Source organism: Candidatus Colwellia aromaticivorans (assembly GCF_003333305.1).
Taxonomy (GTDB): domain Bacteria; phylum Pseudomonadota; class Gammaproteobacteria; order Enterobacterales; family Alteromonadaceae; genus Colwellia; species Colwellia aromaticivorans.
This window is the reverse complement of the sequence record NZ_QOLD01000007.1, coordinates 1-25,246: the sequence shown is the minus strand read 5'-3', so window position 1 is coordinate 25,246 and position 25,246 is coordinate 1. Positions and strand designations below refer to the sequence as shown.

17 protein-coding genes are annotated in these 25,246 nt (G+C 38.0%); 7 read left to right on the top strand and 10 right to left on the bottom strand.

Annotated elements, in window-relative coordinates; genetic code table 11:
- Positions 1-397: 397 nt before the first annotated feature.
- The 5 genes from DWA31_RS01245 to DWA31_RS01220 form a co-directional block, all read right to left on the bottom strand.
- The gene (locus tag DWA31_RS01245) at positions 398-994 is read right to left on the bottom strand and encodes a hypothetical protein (RefSeq protein ID WP_136037970.1); all 597 of its coding nucleotides are present in this window, start codon (positions 992-994) and stop codon (positions 398-400) included.
- A gap of 605 nt (positions 995-1,599) precedes the next feature.
- Complete coding sequence (locus DWA31_RS01240; RefSeq protein WP_136037969.1) at positions 1,600-2,841, bottom strand: hypothetical protein; 1,242 nt, start codon at positions 2,839-2,841, stop codon at positions 1,600-1,602.
- A gap of 39 nt (positions 2,842-2,880) precedes the next feature.
- Complete coding sequence (locus DWA31_RS17395; protein WP_245942422.1) at positions 2,881-4,470, bottom strand: glycoside hydrolase family 16 protein; 1,590 nt, start codon at positions 4,468-4,470, stop codon at positions 2,881-2,883.
- 174 nt (positions 4,471-4,644) lie between these two features.
- On the bottom strand, positions 4,645-7,998 hold the full coding sequence (locus DWA31_RS01230) for a di-heme oxidoredictase family protein (protein ID WP_114324866.1): 3,354 nt from the start codon (positions 7,996-7,998) through the stop codon (positions 4,645-4,647).
- Positions 7,999-8,783: 785 nt separating this feature from the next.
- Positions 8,784-10,295, bottom strand: a complete 1,512-nt coding sequence (locus DWA31_RS01220; RefSeq protein ID WP_114324864.1) for an MFS transporter — start codon at positions 10,293-10,295, stop codon at positions 8,784-8,786.
- A gap of 412 nt (positions 10,296-10,707) precedes the next feature.
- Here DWA31_RS01220 and DWA31_RS01215 point away from each other — a divergent pair, with 412 nt between their 5' ends.
- The 4 genes from DWA31_RS01215 to DWA31_RS01200 all read left to right on the top strand — a co-directional run bounded on the left by DWA31_RS01215 (position 10,708) and on the right by DWA31_RS01200 (position 16,590).
- Positions 10,708-12,936, top strand: a complete 2,229-nt coding sequence (locus DWA31_RS01215) for a glycoside hydrolase family 3 N-terminal domain-containing protein (RefSeq protein ID WP_114324863.1) — start codon at positions 10,708-10,710, stop codon at positions 12,934-12,936.
- A gap of 132 nt (positions 12,937-13,068) precedes the next feature.
- Positions 13,069-14,889, top strand: a complete 1,821-nt coding sequence (locus DWA31_RS01210) for a glycoside hydrolase family 3 protein (protein ID WP_114324862.1) — start codon at positions 13,069-13,071, stop codon at positions 14,887-14,889.
- A 67-nt stretch (positions 14,890-14,956) separates the two neighbouring features.
- On the top strand, positions 14,957-15,940 hold the full coding sequence (locus tag DWA31_RS01205) for a Gfo/Idh/MocA family protein (RefSeq protein ID WP_114324861.1): 984 nt from the start codon (positions 14,957-14,959) through the stop codon (positions 15,938-15,940).
- A gap of 380 nt (positions 15,941-16,320) precedes the next feature.
- On the top strand, positions 16,321-16,590 hold the full coding sequence (locus DWA31_RS01200) for a hypothetical protein (RefSeq protein WP_114324860.1): 270 nt from the start codon (positions 16,321-16,323) through the stop codon (positions 16,588-16,590).
- Positions 16,591-16,922: 332 nt separating this feature from the next.
- Here the strand turns inward: DWA31_RS01200 and DWA31_RS01195 are convergent, their stop codons facing one another.
- The 5 genes from DWA31_RS01195 to DWA31_RS01175 form a co-directional block, all read right to left on the bottom strand.
- Positions 16,923-17,267: a YajD family HNH nuclease gene (locus DWA31_RS01195; RefSeq protein ID WP_114324859.1), complete on the bottom strand. Its 345-nt coding sequence runs from the start codon at positions 17,265-17,267 to the stop codon at positions 16,923-16,925.
- Between the two features lie 79 nt (positions 17,268-17,346).
- Entirely contained in the window at positions 17,347-17,757 is a 411-nt protein-coding gene (locus DWA31_RS01190; protein ID WP_114324858.1) for an acyl-CoA thioesterase, read from the bottom strand.
- Positions 17,758-17,879: 122 nt separating this feature from the next.
- Positions 17,880-18,443, bottom strand: coding sequence for a sugar O-acetyltransferase (locus DWA31_RS01185; RefSeq protein ID WP_114324857.1), 564 nt, complete (start codon positions 18,441-18,443; stop codon positions 17,880-17,882).
- Between the two features lie 16 nt (positions 18,444-18,459).
- The gene (locus DWA31_RS01180; protein ID WP_114324856.1) at positions 18,460-19,032 is read right to left on the bottom strand and encodes a tRNA-(ms[2]io[6]A)-hydroxylase; all 573 of its coding nucleotides are present in this window, start codon (positions 19,030-19,032) and stop codon (positions 18,460-18,462) included.
- Between the two features lie 111 nt (positions 19,033-19,143).
- Positions 19,144-19,779, bottom strand: coding sequence for a sulfotransferase (locus DWA31_RS01175; protein WP_114324855.1), 636 nt, complete (start codon positions 19,777-19,779; stop codon positions 19,144-19,146).
- Between the two features lie 435 nt (positions 19,780-20,214).
- Here DWA31_RS01175 and DWA31_RS01165 point away from each other — a divergent pair, with 435 nt between their 5' ends.
- The 3 genes from DWA31_RS01165 (at position 20,215) to DWA31_RS01155 (ending at position 24,938) form a co-directional block, all read left to right on the top strand.
- Positions 20,215-22,095 carry a GNAT family N-acetyltransferase gene (locus DWA31_RS01165; RefSeq protein WP_114324854.1) on the top strand — a complete coding sequence of 627 codons (1,881 nt, stop codon included), beginning with the start codon at positions 20,215-20,217 and terminating at the stop codon, positions 22,093-22,095.
- A gap of 9 nt (positions 22,096-22,104) precedes the next feature.
- Positions 22,105-23,058, top strand: coding sequence for a histone deacetylase family protein (locus tag DWA31_RS01160; RefSeq protein WP_114324853.1), 954 nt, complete (start codon positions 22,105-22,107; stop codon positions 23,056-23,058).
- A gap of 458 nt (positions 23,059-23,516) precedes the next feature.
- The gene (locus tag DWA31_RS01155) at positions 23,517-24,938 is read left to right on the top strand and encodes an FAD-dependent oxidoreductase (RefSeq protein ID WP_245942421.1); all 1,422 of its coding nucleotides are present in this window, start codon (positions 23,517-23,519) and stop codon (positions 24,936-24,938) included.
- Positions 24,939-25,246 lie beyond the last annotated feature (308 nt).

Below are 25,246 nucleotides of genomic sequence, written 5' to 3'. Positions count from 1 at the left end.
TTTGTACTATTTGAATTAAATATTGAACAGCTCATTGATGATTTCTCTATATTTTTAATTCATAGCTAGGTTAGCAACTAGCTAACTTATTGTAAATGCAAAAATTAACCTTAAGTTAATGACATTGTGGTGCGCATTGTTGACGGTAGGGTTTGCTTTACTAACGACAGTTCCCAGATATACAGCGGTCATTAGCATCAATGATCCCCTTATGACTTCTGTTCGACAAAACGGACATGAGATACTAGAGGAACATAGCGACAACTTATCGCTATAAACCTCACAAAGACTTTACTGTTAAAAACAACTCTACTGGACTGTAGAGTTCATAGCTCCACCACACTTACCTATGATTTGGTCATTGAAAATGATGAGTATGTGCATCAGCTCTTAGAAGCTACAGTTTCCTTAAATCGACATGTTTTTCGATTTCTTTGGAAAGCTCTTTTTTAAACATCTCTGTAATCGTTTTTTCACTGCAATTACTAACATTCTTACCGTAATGAACAATGTATTCAGCATTACCATCTTCGCTGTTCATAAAGAAACTGCTAATATAAGTAGGTTTAGTCAAATCAAATCCATTCTTTTGCAAGTGGTCTACATCTTTGTGCGAGGCTATATCCTCTAAAGTTAAAGACTGATGGCAGTTCTCTCGAAGAAAAAATGGATAGCCGCTAAGCTCAACAGGTCGGTAGTAGCTATAATCTAGAACACCAGAGTTATCAGTAAGTCTTTCCGCACTTAACATAATAAACTTACCTTCATTGATAATGGCCGCAACGGTTACATTGAACGGAAGTTCATTAAACACGGCGGTGTAATTTATCGGCTCCAACTTTCGAAAACTTGGAGGAATATCTAAAGAAAACCCAATGCCGTGTGTAGATACTATCTTAGAATCTTTATATTCAAGATACTGAAATTCTTTTGCTCCTACTTGAGAAGTTAAAAAAATTAGCATGCAAAAAAAATAATAATATATGTCTTTCATTTCTATCTCCAGTTCAAAATATGCTATCAATTAAATTTCTTTTACTATCCCGTTACCATGGGAAACTATTAATCTTATTTGACTCTTGGTTTGTGCCTCATTTTCTCTTGTTTTGGTTATGTGGTTCATGTGAAGTTCCTGTCAGTCTAGTTTTATTTTATTAACAGGAATCATATAACAGTAATTATGCCAGTATTATATCATATTAATTTATCAGTATTTTTGTAAGTATTAAAGTTTTAATTAGATTCATCCACTCAACAAACTGACCAGCTATGTAGTAGTAATAGCCATTTAGTGGTCTATTTAATAAAAATTAAAATAATTAACATATTTTAGTAGTCTGAGAAGTAAGTACGAATATCACTGTCGAAGTAAAATCTTCTCTGACAAAGCATTTGTATGAAATAGGCACATCATCTTAAAGCCTGATTATGACCGCATCAGGCTCATTGTGACTGCTAGATATATCGATTCGGCTCTTAATTTATGACCGCTTACCGCCCTACAGTTGACGTTGTGGTACTAAAACCTTAGGTCGGCAAAGTGGCAACAGTGAGCTGTTAGTGGGGGGTTGTTTAACTATCTGAAATATTGTGTTTTTTTTAATCAAGCCAAAGTTGTTTGATTTCATAATAAACATCTCGAAATTCAGTACTGTACCAATCACCTGATTCTTTAAGCTTTGCTATGCCAAACCATTCTTCAATATCGTTTGGATCTTGAGTGTAAGAATCTTGTAAACCAAATTTCCACCAAGCGTCTAAATACTCATGAATAACAACGCCAGCTATAGGTAATGAAGTGGTTTGAATGTCATTTAAGTTTTGCAGTAATCCATTTGTTTGATCTTCAACGGTATTGCCACCATAGCCGTAATTAGGTGCACCTACACGGTAAGCATTTGGCGAGACACTCAAGCCAGTTTCGGTGATTAACAAGGGCATATCAGGATGACGTGATTTTAGTTCTTCAACCCAGCCTTGAAAGTAGGTACCCGTAGCGCTACCAAGTATTGTTGATGGTCGATAATAAGGTACAGCATATGAGTAGGCATTATGGCTGCGAAAATCAAGAAATGGCGTTTCGACATAGTAGGCGGTGCGAATATCGTTAGCATAAGACACTAATGAACGTTTACCATACTGTTCAAATTCGTAGCTTAGTGCATAATCAGCCATTTCGGCGATAAAGGCTTCTGTGGCATTTATGCCTTCACCAGTGGCAATATATTTACCCAGATACTGCTGTATTTCCGGATGAGCGGCATTTGTTGCTTTAATGCTTGTTTCACTTAACTCATTGCCAACAAGGTAAGCAACCAGCGGAGGGTTATTATCAGTATAAACACTGTAAATTCTATCAATAATAGCTTTGATATAGGCTTTGGTGTTTTCTTTAAAGTTATTATCCTGAAAATCTGCAACACTACCATCTAACCAAATGGTTTGAATAAAGTTGAGTCCACCGACATTTTTCAGCGCTTGGTAACTATATGCCGGCGTGCCCCAAAAACGCACGGTATTTGCTCCCATCGCTTTAATATCAGTGATGTCTTGTAAAATACTATTTTGTAGCTCAGCGGAAAGCTGGGTTGATGTTTCTAGCTGCCATGGTAAAAAACCAGGGTAACCAGGCACATAAACAACCCCTTTCACTTCAAATGGCAGGCCATCTTTATGGATTAAATGTTCATTAACGGTGAAACGATTGATTACTGGCTCAACTATCTCAGGCTCTACTGGCTCTGGCTGTATTTCTTCTGGCGTAGAAGAATTACTTCCGCCACCACAAGAAAATAAAGTGCAGCAAAGTGCGATTAGTAAGAAAACAGTATTTTTTTTCACTAACATTCGCTCATTTACTCCCAGTGAAAATATAACCTATTAAGACTTCTTAGCCTGTCTAATACTCGTAAAGAACGATATTAGCAATAGCCACAATAGGCTATACATAACGCCGCCGCTTTTTGATGGTGCTTCATCAAGAGGTTGAGTAACTGGCGTTTCTTCTACAGTAAATTGAACACTGGCAGATGTTGAAAGTACAGGATTGCCATTATCACTTACCGTTACCTCAATTGTGTGTGAACTGCTGCCTACCATCGAAGCGGGATCAAAACTAATAACGCCACCATTAATAACGGGGGAAGGGATAGCTCCGCCCATTATCCACGAAAAACTGAGTATATTGTCAACATCGCTATCAAAGGCATCAGCGGTAATTTCTACTATGCCAGCACTAATATCTATTGTTGAAATAGCAACATTGTTTTGCCTCATTGATAAAGAGACTTGTGGTGCGATATTCTCCTCTACTATTGAGCAGCCAACACTGTCAACAATCTCGCCTTCTGGAGTATTTGGACATTGATCAATATCGTCGGCTACCCCGTCATTGTCTTCATCAATTGGTCGACAATCAGCCGTTGGTCTATTAGGGCATTGTTCATCTAGCGAACAGCCATTAATATCAACGACATCGCCTTCGGGAGTATTTGGGCACTGATCTAAATCGTTTGCTATGCCATCATTATCATCATCTGCATAAACTGCCGGGGTGTTTTCATTACAACGTATCGCATTATTTTGATTGGTTGAGGTGCAATGTGCTAAATAATCAACTTCCATGGTTGCTTTGTTAAGGGAAGGATCGATGCTACCGCCTAAGTTGCCACCCATAGCGACATTGAGTAGCACAAACATTGGCTCTTTATATTGGGGACAGTTTGAGACATTATGAGAAGTTACTAGGGTATCATCCATGTAAAATGAGATATTGTTTTCGTCCCATTCAATAGCATAGTCGTGCCAGTTAAGCACATCGCTTGCGCCGTTAGGGTAAGTAAATCTCACTTCACTGCCACAAGAGCCACCATCGGCATTAAAGAAGTTGGTGATATAGGTATTTGGGTTATTGGAAAACCATTCCCATACGTCAATTTCACCAGCACCAGGGTCTGGCCAATGAGAGAAATCGTCATCATTTTTTCTTGGACTTTCGGCAATGCGATTTTCCAACATCCAAAACGCTGGCCATGTGCCCGCTTCTAAATTATGAAAACGAATACGCGACTCTATACGGCCATATAGAAACTCTCGCTTGTCTTTGCCGTTGATGCGACCTGAGGTCCAGCTTTTTGATTGATTGTTTAAACCAGTACAATTAACTTGCTGCTTGCGGGCTATTATTTTTAAGGTGCCTGATGACACATCAAAGTTTTTATTGTCTGAGCTATCATCGTCGGTATAACACTGTACTTCGTTATTAAAATTTGCATCGGTTTGCGCTGTCCAGTTGTCCCAGTTAACACCGGTACCAGAAAATTTATCTATAAAGTTAACTTCCCAGCCAGCAAGTGCCGGTGTGGTAACTACCAAGCTCGATAAACAAAGTAGTAGTCGACTTTTTTGCTTGATGTTTTTCTTGATTTTTTGCTTCATTATTGAAACAAGACTATTTTTAAATTTATTCATTTTAATCTCGTACTTCTTAAAATTGTATTTTATTAACGTGAACTCTGGATATGAAGATGACTATCCAAAGAGTCATCCTTTTCATCCAACCGTCATCCTCGAAGTGGTTTGGTCGAGGATTCAGCGGTTAAATGGCATGGATTCCGGCCAAAAAAACAACCGGAATGACGCGGTTTATAACGATTCTAAAAAGCTAAGTAACGCAGCTTCATCACTTTCAGAAAGTGCTTCATATTTCGTTTTTGAAATTTCTGATTCGCCGCCATGCCAAAGAATGGCTTCATCTATAGTTCTGGCGCGACCATCATGTAAGTAGCTGTGAACAGGCGTACAAACTTCATTACCTTGACCGCCTATCGGGTTTACTACACCACCAGTAACGCAAGCTGATAATCCTATACCCCATAAAGGTGTGGTTCGCCATTCGGCACCTGTTGCGTTACCTTCACCTAAATTATCGGCAAGTCCTTCACCCATATCGTGTAATAACATGTCGGTATAAGGATGAATGGTTTGATCCCTTAATTCGCTAAGAGGATGATAAATACTGGTTTGAAACGTAGGGGTATGACAATCAGTACAACCGGTACTAGTAAACAATGCTTGGCCTAATTGTACTTGGGCATCATCTAGACCACGTTGAGCACGTACGCCAAGTAAAGCGATATATTTGGTGAGATTATTTAAGTGCTCGTCACCTAACTCTTGTTGGTCATTGCCACATTCGCCTCTTTGTAATTGAGCTGAGCCGCAATCAGGTGATGTTAGCAATGAGGTCATTACGCCCATGTCGGTATTGAGTGCACCAGCAATTTGATGTTTTACACTTGATGTTGCTGCTTTCCAACCAAAACGGCCTAATCGAATGTCTTTTGTTAGCGGGTCAATTGCGCTTTGCGCTTTACCTGAAATACCAAAAGGAGCCATTTCATCATTAACATCCGCCAGGGCTAAAATAGCTTCTTCCGGTATCGCTTCTAATAAACCTAAACCAACAAGCTGTGGCGCAATTCGAGCGGAAAACTTCTCAGGTGTGCCACTGGAAAAATGATAGTTTGGTGAGCGTAAACCATTAGCTTCAGTCCAAGAGGCAATTGAAACTGTGCCTTCTGCTTGTACACCACCGGTATTAGAAGGTTGTAGTACACGGCCTCGATTGGTGTCGGGCTCACCATTGGCATCAGCAATTTTAAATACCCACTTATCTAGCGCTTCACCTTCAGGCGCTGGAGCTGCACGACCATTACGTTCATGACAACTCGCGCAACTGTTATTAACAAAGTGCGTACCTGATTGCCCAATCATTTCTGCAAAAATTCCGTTGGCTGGATCTTCATCGTGTTTACCATCAATAAAAGAAGTGTGGTGGATTCGACGACCTAGTACAAAAGCTTGGCCATTAAGGCTAGATAAGTTGGTGGCCATTTGCATAAAGTGATCATTAGGTTCATTGGTATATTGATAAGGTAGTGTGGTATTGCCACCTAACCAGCCTTTTTTCGCGATGGGGTGTGAATTTTCTCGCTCTGATGCTTTATCATCAAAATCACCAACCGTTTTCCATGGCACCATGCCACCTTTACCCACTTGATATAAATAGGTGGTGCCATAATAATTTGCACGCCCTTCAGGTACGCCTAGTAGGAACTGACTTACCTCAATTTCCATATGTTGACCAATGTTTAACGGTTCGTTACTGCCATTGATACCTCTAAATTCATTGATACTCAGAGAGTATTTGTATTGATCGCCGGTACTACTTGTTTGCACAAGATCATCATCATAGGTGCCATGACCAACAGTAATCACGTTAGGTTCATAATTGCCATGATATTGGGCTACGGTATTCATACCCGAATACCAAGCTCGAAACTCTAGCGCTTCAAGTTGCCATTCACTTACCCATTCAACAAGAATTGATGAACCACCTTTGGCAACATAATCGGTAAACTTGTAACGAGCCGTGCGATGAGTCCAATAGTGCGATAAGTAATGGTCATATTGTTGAAATTGGTCTTCTTTGGCGTGACGATCTCGTCCTCGGTCAGCAAATTTGGTGACTACCGCGTCACTTGTTTCATAAATTAATGCATGCTCTTGCTCGGTACTTGAGGTGTATAAAGGTACTATATCGCCAAATAGACCATAAGTCTGAATGTGCCAACCAGTTATTTTAGTCCCTTCGGTTGTTTCTGTTGAAGAGTCACCGCTAAAAAAGTAAAGAGGCTTATTGTCATAAGCTGCCTGTATTGTGCCGTCATTACGAGTGACAGTTGATAAATTTGGTACACCCGAAGCCGAGCCATCAGTTACCAGTAAAGGTGGCCAGTGAGTTGCACAGTCATCATTACAATTACTACCATCTGCGCCATTATCATTATCAAATATGTATAGGGTAAAGCCGGGTTTATCGCTATCAGCGCCACCAACAAGCATATCATTATCAAAGGCAACTTCTATCAAGGGTTTTACTGTTTCACAGCCAAAGAAATCAACATAAGCACCTTCAGGTGTTGCAGGGCAATTATCAAGGTTATCAAAAATGCCATCATTGTCAGAGTCAGGACAACCAAGATCATTAACTATTGAGCTATTTGGTGTGTTAAGGCAGGCATCTAATTCATTGGCAATACCATCTTTGTCATCATCAGTAACGCTGACAATTTGCAGCCAATTAATATTAAAAGGTCCAGAATTAACGTCTAAACGTAGCGTGTGTGTGCCGCTAGATATTGCAAAAGAACCTACATTATGGGTTTCAAAGCTTTGCCAACCGCCAGTGCTAGTCACGGTGTCGCTACCAACACTGCTGCCATTTATTGATAGTGAATATTTTCCACCGCCAGACTCTGAAGCAACACGAGTACTAAGAGCATAAGTGCCTTCATTGAGTGTTACAGAATACTCTAGCCATTCAGTTGCCTCGGTATAGCCAATATTATAGCCACCACCTTCATCTGTGGTCACTTCAATATCAACTTGATCATTTCGATAAGCTGCACCGCCGTCATTTGCAGGTGTTATATCAAGATAGTTGGTGTAGTCTTCAGCTTGAATTAATATTTCAACTGGTTCATAAATAACTTCGCAACCCGACTCATCAACCTTTGTGTTGTTAGGTGTGTTAGGACATGAATCATTATCATCATTAATGCCATCGTTATCACTATCGACACTAATAATGATTTCGCAGCCATTGGCATCTACATTGGTATTTTCAGGTGTGTTAGGACAAGTATCCACTTGATCGAAAACGCCATCATTATCACTATCGACACTAATAATGATTTCGCAGCCATTGGCATCTACATTGGTATTTTCAGGTGTGTTAGGACAAGTATCCACTTGATCGAAAACGCCATCATTATCATGGTCTAGGTTGATAGTCTCTTTTTCTTTTGACGCTGATCCCCCTCCACAACTAATAAGCGTACTAAGTAATAACAGTAAAAGCATACTTTTTGAGGTAACGGTTAAAGTATCTGTTAATAGTTTAAAACAACTAAAATTAATATTTGATTTGTTCATTATTTATTATTCTTCTCTTAAAAAATCACATTAAGTCCACTAATAAGTGACTGGATTAATAGCTTGCTTTATAACGATTCTAAGAGGTAAACAGTGTTTCATTATCCGTATCAGAAAAGTACTTAAACCTTCTCTTAGAATTATCTAATTCGCGGCCATCATGCACCATGTAAATCCCGATGATCGAGCCTGAATATTTTTAGCACAATGATTGACCAATTAACATCGAAACACGGTCAGATGGGGGTAATAAGAAGTTGAAATGGATAGAACGGAACATCCGTTTTGTTAACAAGTCTTTTGTCGTTATTTACATAACACCTTAACTGCTATTTTTCTTAAAAAATAATACTTGGGTTGATTTAAACTCATTATTTTTCAATATTAAGTTTCAATAAAACAGGAAAAAATTTCGAATAAAGGAGTTAATTGTATACCCATATACCCAAGCCACCTCAAGATGCAGGATTCAGCTGGAATTAGAAACGTATTTAGGCAAGGCATTGATTGAAGATAATGGTTACTCAGGAGAATCAGCTCCTGCATTCTCTAGTAAGCTACATCCATGTAGCGCCATTGTCGAAATAAATAACGCAGTATAAAACGTTTCTAAACCAGCCCTTTGGGGACGACTGAGCGAAACATGCTCGTCGTTGCATCTATTTTTAAGGGAACAACCATTAATAAAAAGATGCGCCTTGATCATAATTCACTCAGGCGTCCTGAAACTAGTATCTTGAGGTGGTTTGGGTATATATTTATGAGCATACAATTTATAATAACCTTTACGACGAAGTAGCTACTTCAGCATTTCCCTCTGAAGCACTATCGTCTTCAACAGCCATTTTCCCACGACGCTGTTCAAGTTTCTGCCGCACGTCATGAGCCATTTGCTCAGTAATCGGGTAAGTAGCGACCATCCAAATGGCAAGCACAGAACAAAGCACTGGCACAAGTACATCGGCTAAGCGCATATAGAAAAGAGTATCTGCTGACTGGCCTCCCCCTAACGAAACATCAAAGCCAGTCGCATGAAGTAAGAAACCACCAGCGGCCATCGCTGCAGCCATCCCTAATTTAACCACCCACCAATAAATTGAACCAAACATCCCCTCACGGCGTTCACCGGTTTCCAATTCATCAAGATCACATACATCGGCCACCATAGAGCCCATCAAAGTAAATAAGCCGCCCAAACCGAAAGAGAAAAAGATTGGTGGAATAATCACTAAAATTGGATTGTCTGGTGTGAAGCAAAACCATTTCAACGCATAACCGAAGATAGAAATAGCGATAGTAATGAAAAATGCTCTGCGTTTACCCAACATACTCGACAATTTAGTCACAATAAAAATGGCACAGGATGTGGCAATAAATGAAACCGTGCCTGCCCAACCTACATACTCGGCACCTAAGGCTTGATCACCACCAAACACGTAATAAATAATAACGTAACTTTGGAAAGCAGAAACCATCATAAAGCCGTTAAAGACGAGAAAGGTTGCAGCACATAAGCTAAGGAAGGGTTTAAATTTAAGGGTAATTAAAAATCCTTTAAAAAAGTCATTCGCAGCTTCAGATATTTTTTTTGATTTGATAGGTTTTGCTGTGCTATCAACACCTTCTTTCTGGGTAGGTATTGGGGTAAAACGTTCAGTTAGAAAAATTGCCGGTAAAACACCGACAAAAACGGTAAATAATCCTATGATAATGGCCAACCAGCTGGCACCTTCTATCATATCGCTAAAAAGCGATTCATTTTGCATAAACAATAAAAACCACGGAGCAAATAACCAAGCAAATTGTCCCATAAAGTTCTGAACGGCCATAATACGAGTACGTTCATGGTAATCTGGCGTTAACTCGTAGCCTAATGCCACCCAAGGCGTTGCAAAAACAGTGTATGCGAGATAAAAAATAACCGAGCCTATCAAGAAGAACCAAAAGTAAAAGCTCTCACTTTGGTCTCTGGGTAGTTGCCACAACAAGGCAAAAGCAATACCCGCAATAATGGCACCAATGAATAAATAAGGTCTACGTCTACCCCATTTTGATTTAGTATTATCCGAAATATAGCCCATCAGCGGATCGGTAAAAGCATCGACTAACCGAGGTAAAGCACCTAACAAACCGACTAGTGCAGGACTCATGCCTAATCCCAAGTTTAGAACAATAGTCATGGTGCCAATTGCCGCCCCCAGTAAGTTATTTACGAATGCGCCAAAGCCATAGATAATTTTTTTAATTAAGGATATTTTATCTTTAGAAGCTGTTTCATAGTGTTCTTGTATGCTCATTAAGTGTTATTCCATCGAAAATCAAAATTGAACAAGACTCTTTATATTTATACTGACTTGAGAGCAGTAAGAGGCATTCAATTGTAAAGGTCTGTCTGACATTATATAAATGTAAATCTTAAACAATATAAAAACGGTGAGTAGGTCACTATATAACGACGAAATGGTCACGATTAGAATTTAGCCTTTATATAAACTTTTTTACAAACCCGCAGAGTTGAAAAATAATAATATTATTTATTAAAAAATTGTAAAAAATCCTAATAGCCTCGAAAAAAGTCCATCCTACCGAATTTTAGTTGTATCCTTTTACAGTCGTAATAATCTGCAAGAACAGCTTTATTTTATTTAGTTTACCTAGGGTCAATTGACCATTCGAATTAAAAAGTGTTATTTCATTTGAGAGTCGTTAATGCCAACAAAAAATTGTCAACTTCATCACTCTAAGGGTTCAGATAAAGAGTCTTACGTTTCTTCTTTATTAGCTAAAATGACATTGCAAGAAAAAATTGGCCAAATGAGTCAGCTAAACAATGATGCTGAAAAACTAGACGAGTCAATACAAAAAGGTCTTGTCGGCTCAGTGATTAATGAAGTAGATGTGATCGCTATTAACAGGCTTCAAAAAATTGCGATACAGGAAAGTCGATTAGGCATTCCACTGTTAATTGGCCGAGATGTTATCCACGGATTTAATACCATTTTTCCAATTCCTCTTGGGCAAGCCGCATCTTGGTCATCTGATATAGTTGAGCTATGCGCGAAAATAGCAGCGATAGAGTCTTCCAATAATGGAGTAAACTGGACGTTTGCTCCCATGATAGACATTAGCCGAGATCCTCGGTGGGGACGTATTGCTGAAAGCTTAGGAGAAGATCCCTATTTATGCTCAACCCTTGGCACTGCAATGGTAAAAGGCTTTCAGGGGAATAATTTATCTGATAGTAGTTCAATTGCCGCTTGTGCAAAACATTTTGCCGGTTACGGCGCTAGCGAAAGTGGGCGTGATTACAACACCACTAACATACCAGAGAATGAATTGAGAAATGTTTACCTGCCGCCTTTTAAAGCCGTTGCTGACGCAGGAATTTCAACCTTTATGGCGTCATTTAGTGATCTCAATGGTATTCCCGCCACTGGAAACAAATGGCTACTCAATGACATATTACGAACTGAATGGCGATACTCTGGTCCTGTAGTGAGCGATTGGGAATCTATACCCCAATTAGTAACTCACGGTTTTTGTGCCGATAAAGAATCTGCAACATTTGAGGCCTGTGACGCGGGTGTTGATATGGAAATGGCCAGTGACAATTACGCACAACATTTAATATCTCTTATTCAAAACGACAAAATTAGTATTGAGCAAATTGATACTATGGTAAGTCGAATTCTGAAATTAAAGTTTGATCTGGGACTTTTTTATTCAAGTTTTACCGAGTCACCAAGCTCAACAGTGCATTTAAATGATTTTCACTTATCTCATGCAAAACAAGCAGCAACTAAAAGCTGTGTGTTACTTAAAAATAATAAACAAACTTTGCCATTATCTAAAAATACCATAGATACCTTAGCCGTTATTGGACCACTAGCCGATGATGGTTATGAACAATTAGGTACTTGGGCGTTTGATGGTAAAGCCAGCGACAGCATAACTTGTCTCAGCGCTATAAAAGATTATGTAAAAGATTCAGTCGACGTTAAATTCTCCATTGGTATGGAAACCTCACGTAGTAATAATGATGATGGTTTTGACGAAGCAATTAATATTGCCAGCGCTGCTAATATTGCCATAATGATACTAGGTGAAGAAGCTATTTTATCGGGTGAGGCCCATTGTCGATCCAATATAAATTTACCGGGTTACCAAGAAGAGTTAATTAACGCTATTTATGAAACAGGTACTCCGATTGTACTGGTGATTATGGCTGGTAGACCCATAACCTTACAACCAATTCTTCCCAAAGTAGATGCAGTACTTTTTGCCTGGCACCCAGGAACGATGGGAGGACCAGCAATTACCGAACTTTTATTTGGTGAAGAGTGTCCTTCGGGAAAACTACCGGTAACGTTTCCAAGAGCCGTAGGACAAATCCCCCTTTACTATGGACAAAAAAATACCGGTAGACCCCCGTCTGAAGAGACTTTTGTTGACATAAATACCATTAAAACAAAAGCACCCCAAACGTCATTAGGCATGACGAGTACTCATTTAGATACTCACTATTCGCCCCTATTTCCCTTTGGTTTTGGCCTTTCTTATACACAATTTGACTATAAGAATATTAAGGTGAGTGAATATTGTGTTCCTATGGGGAAAAGCTTGAAAGTTGAGGCAACCATCACGAATACAGGTGATTTTGATGCTGAAGAAATTGTTCAGCTATATATCAGAGATTTAGTCGGTAGCGTAACTCGACCAGTAAAAGAGTTAAAAGGCTTTAAACGTATTTATTTGGCTGCAGGCCAGAGCGAAACAGTTATTTTTGTAATACATACCGATGAACTGGCTTTCTACGATCGACAAATGAAATTTAAAACAGAGCCGGGGTTATTTAACGTTTGGATTGGTGGTAACTCCGATACTGAACTGAAAACAGAATTTGAAGTTTTTTGCACGGAACATGACGAAAAAATCTAAGCTGAAATTAAGAGCTAATTTACCTAATATAATCAATTCAATACTGTCGAAAATTTATAAACAAACTTATTTTTTGACTTTATATTATTTAGCAACACGCTTTATTTACAACTAACTGGAAAAATAAAAGCCATGCAGTCGTTACTTAATAAGCCATCAGTTATAAAACAAGTTAATGCGCTAATATCACAAATGACATTAGCGCAGAAAGTTGGGCAAATGATCCAAGCTGAACGACTGAGTTGTACCCCTGAGGATGTGAAGAACTATCATTTAGGTTCAGTCATGAGTGGCGCTGGTTCACTGCCAGAAAATAATGACCTTGAAAGCTGGCTCAAAACAACTGACAGCTATTGGCACGCATCAATGCTCAAAGATGATAATCATTTAGCCATTCCACTACTTTATGGTGTTGATGCAATACACGGGCATAATAACCTTAAAGGGGCAACGATTTTCCCTCATAATATAGGCTTAGGCGCAGCTGATGATGAAAGTTTAGTAAAACGTATCGCAAAAATAACCCGAAAAGAAGTCCTCGCAACAGGAGTTGATTGGGTTTTTGCACCTAACCTTGCTGTTGCTCAAAACAACCAATGGGGCCGTTTCTATGAAAGTTACTCTCAGACCCCTGAGTTGGTAAATAAATATGCGGATAATATCATCGACGGATTGCAAGGAAATCTCCATGGTGAAGGCGTAATAGCCTGTGTGAAACATTGGGTAGGCGATGGAGCAACTTCTTATGGCATTGACCAAGGTGATACAAATATTTCTTGGCAAGAGCTTAGTAACACTCACATAAGTCCGTATATAAGCGCAATAGCATCTGGTGCCATGACGATAATGGCATCATTTAATAGTTGGAATGGTGATAAATGTCATGGACATAAATATCTCCTTACTGATGTACTAAAAAATCAACTAAACTTTTCTGGCTTTATCGTTTCTGACATGAATGGCATTGATTACCTCAGTGATGATTTTTATCTCTCTGTTGCCTTAGGAGTCAATGCGGGTATAGATATGTTTATGCTACCTGACAACTGGAAGCAATTTATTTTACACTTGCTTAGTCATGTTGAATTAGGATCAGTTTCCATATCTAGAATAGACGATGCTGTCAGTAGAATACTGTCAGTTAAATTTGCCAGTGGTTTGTTTGACGCTCCTTGTCCTTCTAAGCGAAAGTGGGCAAATCATGATAGTTTTGGTTCAATCGAGCATAGAAACGTTGCTCGAGAAGGAGTTAGAAAATCCCTTGTTATGTTAAAAAACGAACAGAATACTCTTCCTTTAAAAAAGAATGCCCGCATTTTAGTTACTGGAAAAAATGCTAATAATATTGGTCATCAATGTGGTGGATTTACTATCGACTGGCAAGGTGTGTCAGGTAATAACCAGTTTCAAAGAGCAACCTCTATCTGGCAAGGTATAGCGGATGTTGCTCCCAATGCGATACTAAATAATGAGGATAGCGCTGCGACAATATCAGCCGAAGATTATGACATAGCCATAGTCGTTGTGGGTGAGTACCCTTATGCCGAAGGATTTGGTGATATTAGAGATAATGATAATCTAATCATAGAAGCGGGATCACAAATAAACGGCCAAATAAATATTTCACAGCCCTATGCTAACTCACTAGAATTAGAAAAATCACATCCAGAAGATTATCTACTCATTAAAGAAATTAACGATAAAGGTATACCTGTTGTCGTTATTTTGATCTCAGGTAGAACATTAATTATCAATTCTGAACTAAAAAAGTCAGCAGCTTTTATTGCTGCTTGGTTACCTGGGTCAGAAGGTCAAGGCATTAGTGATGTACTTTTTGGCGATTTTGATTTTCATGGTAAACTATCTTTTTCTTGGCCTAAAACTGCCTCCTCAGAAACAAAGAAAGGTGCGACTAAACCATTATTCCCCCTTGGTTTTGGTTTGCACTACTAAATAATTATTATTTGAACATAATGCGGCTGATATTTATTTTAAAAGTCTCAGCTATTAAAGGGTAAAGATGCAAAATATTAACTGGGGAATCATAGGATGTGGTGCCATCGCACATCTATTTGCCCAAGCAATAAAAAAACTCGATAACTGCACTATACTCGCCGGAGCTTCTCTCACTACAGGCCGTGCGGAACATTATACCAAAACCCATCAAATACAACGCTCATATAGCGATTACCAATCAATAGTTAATGATCCTGACATTAATGCTATATACATCGCCACCACGCATAATTTTCATTTTGAAAACATTAAACTTTGTCTAGAACATGGCAAACATGTACTTTGTGAAAAACCCTTTACGGTTAATGCCCAACAAACTACAACATTGGTTACCTTAGCAAATAATAACAACTGCTTTATGATGGAATGTTTGTGGACACGATTTCTCCCAGCCATTAAGCATTTAAGTCATTTGTTAGCACAAGATATTATTGGCGAAATACACACCGTTAAAGCAAGTTTTAGTATTTGTGGTGACTTTCCTCCTGAACATAGATTACGTAATAAAAGTCTTGCTGGTGGGGCTTTACTCGATCTTGGTATCTATCCGTTAACGTTAGCCGCCATTGTGTTTGGTGAAACACCCACCCATATACAAAGTTCTGCGGTTATAGGCGAAGATGGCGTCGATGAAAGCTCGTATTATCTACTCGAATATGGACAAGGACAACGAGCCATGTTGTCTGCTTCATTTATGGAGCATGCGCCTAGTGAAGGAATTATTAGTGGTAGCCGAGGCTATATTCGGATCCCCGATTTTATTGGCGCTCAAGAATTACATCTTCATCTTAATAACAAGCCAAGCAAGATACTTACTTTCCCTTTTAATAAAGATGAAAACTTCACCTTTGAAATTTCACACGCAATAGAATGTATACGCAAGAATAAAAATCAAAGTGATATTTTACCGATTGATAAAACCACTGCAATGATGACACTGATGGATACAATACGTAGTCAATGGAGGCTTAAATATCCCGGAGAGTAAACATGAATTAATTGATAAATAGATGGAACTTTAACTTTAATAAACTATCCTACTCTGTGATAGACATATATTTCCCTTAGTGTTTCATGTTTTTATAACGCGTTTACTTGATTTCAAGTGAACGCTTTTTTTGCTCTTTTTTAACAACACTCAGCACTTTCTAACCATAAAAACTGATCCAGTTTAGCTTGGTTTCCTCTTTGATTATGGCACTTAAGACCCCTAAACTAGATAGTTCTAACCGTCACTATTGCCACGAAGAACTAAACCGCTAGCGCGGTAATGGTGCTCTTGGCTAACACTGCATTTCCTTCTAACATTACTGCTTTTAAATACTCTAATTCCTCAGGTATTTCGCCACAACCAGTGGGGTTAATATCATGAACATTAGCACTTATTTCCCACCAGAATTAAACGTATTGAAGACGAAGTCACTTTGCGCAAATTCGGCTCAGCTTACAATAACGACAGACAGAGGACAACTTACTCCTGTAGTCAGCCCAAGTGCAACCATAGCGCGTCGAAAACGACAAGATATATGGTTTTTCACACAGCCTGAGCGAATAGAAGAAGCTTTGATGTTGCCACTCCTAACTTCCGCTATAGCGCATAAAGTGATCATGTTTTCTAAGGCGCTTTGTGCCCCATAGTGAGATAGAACCAATAACATAAAAGTAACTTGTACCGATTTCCAATATGGAAAAAAAGCGAACCATTTCTGGTTGGCTTTTAATTTTAATTTAGTTAGTCACAAACTTAAATCAGACAGTCACAAATGTAGTTACGTGTTCGCAACGACTACGAAACTGATAGCAATGGCGAAAAACAGGTAGTAAATATTTTTTGTGGGGAGTTATTGATTGCCAAAAAATCAAACAGGGTAAATCTATTCGATTCTTTGGCATTAAAGGCTATGAGCAATATCTCATCCTAGAAGACAGTATGAAGTAGATACCTTGAAGTAATGCCTTAAAGTAAAACCTTACTTCTTTAACATCGACTTCAAGTCAGCAAACGGATTATAGGTAGCGCTATCTTGATTAGTATCGCCCGCCTTCACCTCAGTTTCATATTGGGCATGGTCAGTATATTTTGCATGCTCGTTATCATGGCAATATATGCAAAGTAACTCCCAATTACTGCCATCATTGGGATTATTAGTATGGTCATGATCCATATGATGAACGGTCAACTCTTTAATATTTGAGTAAACAAATTCTCGCGCACAGCGACCACACACCCATGGAAATAATTTTAATGCGCGATCACGATAACCTTGTTCTTTTTGTTTATAGTTGGCACTTGTACCAAACCGCTCCGAAGTCATAATAAAGTCAATATGAATAGTAGTGATGAGATTATTGTATTGCCATGCTACGTATATAGCAAGATTTCAGTTGAAAGGATTAACCTTTCAAACTGTTCATTTCGGCCGCTGCTTGCTTATTCAACTGCTCAAGTGTTTTACCATGGGGAATTGGTTTTCTGGTTTGTGAGTCAACTTTCACAAAAACAATATCATCAGCCAAACAAATTGATTTTTTAGTGATTTTATTACGCACTAAACAGGTGATGGTTATCGATGTTGTACCTAGTTTTTTCGTTGCTAAACCAAATTCAACTACATCACCTTGTAGAGCAGCAGATTCAAAACTAATTGCACCAATATGCTTTGTTACCAAGCAATTAGTGTCTAACTGACAAATAGCATAAATAGCAGCTTCTTCATCAATCCATTCTAAAGCTCTACCACCAAATAAGGAATTGGCATAATTTAAGTCATTGGGCATAACTAAACGTCGTGAAAGAAATTGCATATAAAGCCTTATGGGTAATTAATAAAACAGATTGGTATAAACATTAACTATAGCGACTTATGCTCGTTTACCCTAGACAAATTACTTAATAACCTTAACTATAACTTTAACAATAATCTTAGTTATAAAGCTCTAATTTTTTGGGCTGGATTTCCCGCATAAAAACTCTGTTCATCTACATTTTTAGTGACCACACTACCCGCGCCAATTACAACGTTATCACCAATAATAACCCCAGCTAAAATGATGACACCACCACCCAACCAGACATTATTACCAATAATAATATCATCAATATAGTTATGTTTTTCTAATCGACTTTGTGGTTCTACATCATGAGAAACCGCCAACAGCTGAACGTTAGGACCAATTAAACAATCATTTCCTATGCTGATTTTTCCATTTGTTAAGCCTTTATCATCTGCTTTATTACTATCAGAGCCTTTACCATCAATAAGGGTACAGTTAACATTTATAAAAACACGATCACCAATGGTAATGTTATCGCCATAATCCATATGAAAACCATGTTCAATGAACACTTCTTCACCACAAGAATGAAATAGCGCTTTTAATCGTTTTAAATTGCCTTTACTGGGGCTACGACTAAACTGACGACACAGCTCATGCACAGACTTACGCTGTGCGATCAATTCAGGTGTTAAACTGTCAAAACGTTTTTTCATTATGTATTTATAAGTACTAGTGAAGCACAGCCCTAATAGGCAAACCTTTACAAATTTCCGCTTCTGCGATTAAAATTTCTTCTAAGCGCTGATCAACTTCCGCTTTATCAAAATATTCATAAGAGAGTTCAACAAACAAATTTTTATGTTTTTCTTCTGAATTGGCAATGGCTACATAAAGATCTTTATCTTTACCTGCTGGAAGCGCTTGTGAAACTAACCAAAACTTTTCATAACCACGCGCTTCAATGACAGCAGCAACAAGTAATCTATCAAGTAAAAATAAATTAGTGCCATTTCGAAATAATGCGCGGATTTGAGTAATGTAAGGGTCTTTTTTATCTTGACCTAGCGTTACACCACGTGCGACAAGCAATTTTAATACTTGCTTAAAGTGAATCAGCTCTTCAATAGCAAGATCTGTCATTGCACGTACTAACTTAGCTTTGTCTGGGTAATGAGATAACATGGCCATAGCCATACCTGACGCTTTTTTCTCCGCCGCGGCATGATCTTGTAAAAAATGAGGAAAATCAGCCATTACTGCATCAACCCAATCTTGGCCTGTGTGGTGTTTTAATTCAAACATAAATACTACTCTCTAAAGAAAAGTGCCAGGAAAAATTCATCGTGATTTTACCTGTGTGCAGGTTTATCTACAATAATAAAATCAATAAAGTAATCATTAAAAGCAGAAAAATTAATAAAGCACTTTGTCAATTTTACCTTTATTCGTTGACTCAATTTTTAGCTTGTTATTAATTGCCTGCCACGCTTTTACCTTGCCGCCAATATTAATGGGTTTAAAACCTTTTTTATTCTCATCCAACTGTTCAACGTTTAAAAAAGTTAACAGCGCTTGATAACTGTGTTCATCACTCACATCAAGGGTCAATAAATCCTGTTCTCTCTGGCTGAAATAATCAAAAACACCTTGTTGATGGCGTTGATAACAGTTAAGTAAAAATTCATCTTGTTCGATGTTATCGGCGGTTAATGGTGAAAACACCTCGCTATAACAACGTTTCAAATGGGGGTTAAAGCCACCGTCACTCCGTTGTAAATTTATGATCATACGCTGTAGTAACTGCTTAATGGAGGGTAACCACAATGATAATTCCCGCGTTAAATATATAAATTTACTGTTGGGAAAGTGATTATCAAGCGTTTGATAATCACAAAATATTGGCGTATCCGCCAGCACTTGTGCTTCGGTAAAAGCATGTTGCGTATAAGCATTATGTGCGGTTTTAAAATCAAGCCCAAGTAAGGCTAAACACACACTGGTAGTGGCTGTTCTAGGTAAGCCAATGATGAATATTTTATTAATTGCCACTTAGTGCCCTCAATGAAAAAAAACATTGTAGCATTGACTATGATCAATGAAAAATCTGTTATTTAAGTCATACTTATAGCTAATAGCTTATGTATATCTTAAGTGCTTTAATTAAAGTCAATATGGAATACAAAGCACCATTATACCCAAGTGACTCCAAGATGCAGAATTCAGCTGGAATTAGAAACGTCTTTAGGCAAGACATTGATTGAAGAGAATGATTGTTCCCTTGTCAAAATCAATAACACAACATAAAACGTTTCTAAACCAGCCCTTTGGGGAAGACTGAACAAGACATGTTCATCGCACATCTTTTTTTAATGAGACAACCATTAATAAAAAAATGTGCCTTGAGCATCACCCCGTTCAGACTTCCTGAAACTCGTATTTTGAAGTGACTTGGGTATATCAATTAGCCAAATAACAGGAATTTTAATGTCGGCAAAAAATGAAGTACATGATACTAAAAATAATAGTATCAATTGGAATGATTATTTAAAATCTGGTGACCGTATTTTTATTGGCTCACATGCCGCTGTACCCAATGCCTTAATTGACGATCTAATTGCGAATTCAAATAAGTTGCACGATATTGAAGCAGTGCACATATTAACTCTCTCTGAAAATGTTTGGGCTAAACCTGAACATAAAAATTTATTTAAAGTAAATAGCTTATTTATTGGTGGTAAAAATATTAGAGAAGCCATTGCCGAAGGTCGTGGGGATTATACGCCTTGTTTTATTTCTGATATTCCACGTTTATTTAAAGAAAATAGTTTACCGCTTGATGCAGCATTAATAATGGTCAGCCCGCCTGATGAGTACGGTTACTGTTCATTAGGTGTAAGTGTTGATATTGTGTCAGGTGCAGTGAAAGCAGCAAAGTATGTTATCGCACAAGTAAACCCGAAAATGCCACGAACCAATGGGCATAGTTTCGTGCACATAAATCAAATTCACGCATGGGTGCATGCAGAACAAGATTTACCCCAAGTTTTTCCTCCTAAAATTAATAAACGAGCAGAACAAATTGGCCAGTATGTTGCCATGTTAATAGAGAATGGCGCCACCTTACAAATAGGCATAGGTAAAATTCCTGAAGCGGTGTTGTTATATTTAGGTAACCATAAAGATTTAGGCATTCACTCTGAAATGATTTCTGATGGTGTTATTGACCTAATGCTAAAAGGCGTTATCAATAACCGTAAAAAGACCTACCATAGAGGTAAAACGATAATCAGTAATTGTGTTGGTAGCCAAAGATTATATGACTTTGTTGACGGCAACCCACACGTTGAGTTTTTTCCGTCAGAGCATGTTAACGCCCCAGACAGAATTGCTAGACATGACAATATGGTGTCCATCAATAGTGCTATTGAAGTCGATTTAACTGGGCAAGTAGTAGCTGATTCTATTGGCTATCAATTCTATAGTGGTATTGGTGGGCAAGTAGATTTTGTTCGTGGTGCTTCCTTAAGTAAAGGGGGTAAGGCAATTATAGCCCTACCTTCCACCACTAAAGATGGTGAAATTTCTCGTATCGTTGCCCATATAACTGAAGGTGGTGGTGTTGTTACTTCACGTGGTCATGTTGCCTTTGTGGTTACTGAGTTTGGTATCGCCTCATTACAAGGTAAAAGTATTCGTGAACGTGCACTAGAGCTAATTCGTATTGCTCACCCTAAATTTAGAGATGAACTGCTTGCTGATGTGCGTAAACATTACTGGGTGCCTGAATATCAAGCAAGCTCGCCAAGCTCAGTACCTGAATTAGGCGATGTAGAAATGAAGCGCTTTAATTTCGCCTATACTAATTACATCCTAAGACCTTTATGCCCGGCAGATGAGCGTAAACTGCAAGAGTTTTTCTATTCTCATAATAAAGAAACGTTGATCATGCGTTATAACCATCACATCACCCAAATGACCAGAGAAAAATCGTGTAATTTGGTCAGTGTTGATCAATCTACTGATTTAGCACTGTGTTTCACCGTAACTGATCATATGGGTGAAGTGATACAAGCAGTTGCGCGTTATTACTATATTAAGAGTATGAACAGTGGTGAAGTTGCTTTTGTTATTAAAGAAAGCCTACGTGGTCGTGGTATGGCGAGTACCTTGTTAGGTGAAATGATTGCCATAGCCAGAATTCGTAAACTTGATAGCTTAGTTGCTTGTGTTCGTAGAGACAATGCATCAATGCTAAAAGTATTTGAAAAGGTTGGCTTTGTGCGTCAACCGAGTGAAGATTTTGATGAAGTGAGCTTAACGCTCACCTTAACCCAACCTGAAACGGTTGATACGGATACACAATAAGGAGTAATTATGACAGTTGGAATTATAGGCCACTATCGTTGTGGTGAACATGATATGGGTGAACACCACCCTGAAAACGGAAAGCGTTTATCTGCAATTTCAGATCAACTTATTAGAAGTGGTCTAGATTATGTTGTGCGTCAATTTGACTCAAAACCTATCGATAAGAGTTTGTTATCGTTAGCGCATACTCAAGAACATATCGATTTTGTTTTTGATAATGCACCTAGCGAAGATGAAGAAAACTTTACCGTGGGTCCAGATTCTGTAATGAATGCAAAAACACTCACCTCTATTTTGTATTCTGCCGGAGCTGCTGTTGATGCCGTTGATTTAGTAATGGACGGCACGTTAACCTCTGCATTTTGTACTACCAGACCACCAGGGCATCACGCTGAACATGATAAAGGCATGGGTTTTTGTTTTTTCAATAACGTTGCTGTGGCAGCGGCTTATGCTAAACAGAAATATGGTTTAAAACGTATAGCGATAGTCGATTTTGATGTCCATCATGGAAACGGCACTGAAGATATTGTAAGAAATCACTTTAATGCTACACCCGAAGATGACAAAGGTTACCTGTTTTGCTCAAGCTATCAATACCCATTGTATCCATTTGAAATTGTAGAAAGTGATACACCACCTGTTATTAATACACCATTAGCAGCAACTACAAAGGGTCCTGACTTTAGAAAAGCGATCACTGAACATTGGCTTCCCGCTTTAAATAAATTCAAACCAGAGTTGATCCTTATTTCGGCTGGTTTTGATGCCCATATTGAAGATGATATGTCTCAGGTTAGCTTAACTGAAGGCGATTATCGCTGGATTACTGATGAATTGAAAACTATTGTAAACGAACACGGAGAAGGGCGAATAGTGTCAATGCTTGAAGGTGGTTATCATTTAGGTGCTTTAGGCAGAAGTGTGGTTGCCCATATTAATGGTTTGATTGGTAACTAATACCAAGTCTATTAAGTTGAGCCTGACAATAAACTATACTTCTTATCAACTGATTGATTATATTAATTGATAAATAAATAAAAACCAGTGAATAGCTTTCACTGGTTTTTAAGTTTTAAGCTTAATTTTTTATTAAAATTACAAGCTAAAGATAAAGTTAACTGAATGTGATCATCGTAACTTTATTGTAATTAGAGATCAAAACTAGTAAAAAATCATTGTCAAAACAACCTGAAGTGTTCCGATGATTACACAACAAATAGACAGCAACTAGGGGTCTCAGCTATCATTAATTAGTTACTTTTAATTGTATTGATTATAGCAAATTTTTATTTATTCGAACAAAAACAGTTAAGGACGCAATAGCGAGAGTCAATATTATTTGCATTGTGTGCATAATATTATATAACTGTTTTGAAGTTGTATATCATTTTGTCCGTATATAAAGAGTGCTTGTAATGACTACTGAAATACCAAGTAAAAAAGAAACAATCACTATTGTAGGTGCCGGCCCTGTTGGCGCTTTATTAGCTGTAATATTAGGCCGAGCAGGCTATCAAGTTAACTTAATTGAGTCTCGCAGAGACTGTCGTAAACATTCGATTTATCAAGGTAAATCAATCAACATAGCCTTATCAGACAGAGGTTGGTTAGCCCTTGAGTCTGTAGGTATCGCCAACCAAATAAAAGCTAACGCAATACCAATGAAAAAACGGGTAATACATGCCATTGATGGCTCACTTACCGAACAAGCCTATGGCAAAGCAGGACAAGCAATTTGGTCAGTACCGCGTTCGGGTATAAATGAACAACTACTGGATCTTGCTGATGCAGAAAAAACCGTCAGTATTAATTTTGAACAACGATTAATACAAGTAAATTTTGATAATGCTTGTAGCACGTTAGCCCAAGATCAAAGTGTATATGAAGTACATGCGAATTATTTATTTGGTGCGGACGGTGCTTTTTCAAAAGTAAGACGTTTAGCACAAGAAACACCAAGGTTTAGCTATAATCAATCCTATATGCCGCAATGCTACATTGAACTAACAATGTCAGCACATGATAATAGTTCAACAAAGGATCGATATAGAATAGAAAAAGAAGCATTACATATATGGCCTAGAAATGACTTCATGCTTATCGCAATGCCTAACCTTGATGGTACTTTCACTTGTACACTTTTTTTAAATCTTGAATCGAAAGATAATAATGAAGCTTCTTTCAATTCTTTAAATACATCTGAAGAAGTTACAACTTTTTTCAATAAAAATTTTTCTGATGCAATGTCGCTTTTAGATAACCCCATCGAAGACTTTATGCAAAAATCAGCCAATCCATTATTTTTAGTTAGTGTCGAACCTTGGGTGATTAATAATAAAGTCGCATTGATCGGTGATGCAGCTCACGCCATGGTTCCTTTTTATGGACAAGGGATGAACTGCGGCTTTGAAGATTGTCGGGAATTAGCTATATTGATAAATGATCACAAAGGTGATTGGCCCAAAATTTTTACAGATTATCAGAAAAATAGAAAAATAAATGCAGATGCTATTACCGAACTTTCTAAGCAGAATTTTATTGAAATGAGTGAACTATCAGGTGATGCTATTTTTTTACTACAGAAGAAAATTGAAGCAAAATTTCATGAATTATATCCAGAGCTATGGACACCACTATATTCCATGGTAAGTTTCTCACCACATTTGCCTTACGAAAAAGCATTATCAATAGGAAATCAACAAAACATAATAATGAAAAAACTGATGACTGACTTAATGCAAGTACCTAATATTGAAAACTGCTGGAATCAAAACTTTGTTTACCAAAAAATGCATAAACTAGTACTAGCACATCCATTAGCTGTCAATAATGTGTAGATAAGACTGTTATAGGCTCATTACCCATATTCAAACATCCAAAAAACACTACGATTAGCATGGTTGTTTTTCACAAACGACAAATAGCAAAAAGCCCGTCACTTTCGCTTTTTATAATATGAAGGTGGCTTTTCTTAAGTGAAGCTTCTCCATTATCCCCGTTCATCCTGAGCTCGTCGAAGGGTCACATGGGCTTTACTGCCGCATAAGTCACACTACCATTGGCGCTATTTCTCAAACGACAAATAGCAAAAAGCCCGTTACTTTCGTAACGGGCTTTTCTAAATAGAAGCTTAGCAATGTCCTAC

Bases quoted from the DNA above. Each gene is read 5' to 3' on its own strand.
- DWA31_RS01245 (WP_136037970.1), bottom strand. From the start codon at position 994: ATGAAAGACATATATTATTATTTTTTTTGCATGCTAATTTTTTTAACT.
- DWA31_RS17395 (WP_245942422.1), bottom strand. From the start codon at position 4,470: ATGAATAAATTTAAAAATAGTCTTGTTTCAATAATGAAGCAAAAAATC.
- DWA31_RS01230 (WP_114324866.1), bottom strand. From the start codon at position 7,998: ATGAACAAATCAAATATTAATTTTAGTTGTTTTAAACTATTAACAGAT.
- DWA31_RS01220 (WP_114324864.1), bottom strand. From the start codon at position 10,295: ATGAGCATACAAGAACACTATGAAACAGCTTCTAAAGATAAAATATCC.
- DWA31_RS01215 (WP_114324863.1), top strand. From the start codon at position 10,708: ATGCCAACAAAAAATTGTCAACTTCATCACTCTAAGGGTTCAGATAAA.
- DWA31_RS01210 (WP_114324862.1), top strand. From the start codon at position 13,069: ATGCAGTCGTTACTTAATAAGCCATCAGTTATAAAACAAGTTAATGCG.
- DWA31_RS01205 (WP_114324861.1), top strand. From the start codon at position 14,957: ATGCAAAATATTAACTGGGGAATCATAGGATGTGGTGCCATCGCACAT.
- DWA31_RS01200 (WP_114324860.1), top strand. From the start codon at position 16,321: ATGAACATTAGCACTTATTTCCCACCAGAATTAAACGTATTGAAGACG.
- DWA31_RS01195 (WP_114324859.1), bottom strand. From the start codon at position 17,267: ATGACTTCGGAGCGGTTTGGTACAAGTGCCAACTATAAACAAAAAGAA.
- DWA31_RS01190 (WP_114324858.1), bottom strand. From the start codon at position 17,757: ATGCAATTTCTTTCACGACGTTTAGTTATGCCCAATGACTTAAATTAT.
- DWA31_RS01185 (WP_114324857.1), bottom strand. From the start codon at position 18,443: ATGAAAAAACGTTTTGACAGTTTAACACCTGAATTGATCGCACAGCGT.
- DWA31_RS01180 (WP_114324856.1), bottom strand. From the start codon at position 19,032: ATGTTTGAATTAAAACACCACACAGGCCAAGATTGGGTTGATGCAGTA.
- DWA31_RS01165 (WP_114324854.1), top strand. From the start codon at position 20,215: ATGTCGGCAAAAAATGAAGTACATGATACTAAAAATAATAGTATCAAT.
- DWA31_RS01160 (WP_114324853.1), top strand. From the start codon at position 22,105: ATGACAGTTGGAATTATAGGCCACTATCGTTGTGGTGAACATGATATG.
- DWA31_RS01155 (WP_245942421.1), top strand. From the start codon at position 23,517: ATGACTACTGAAATACCAAGTAAAAAAGAAACAATCACTATTGTAGGT.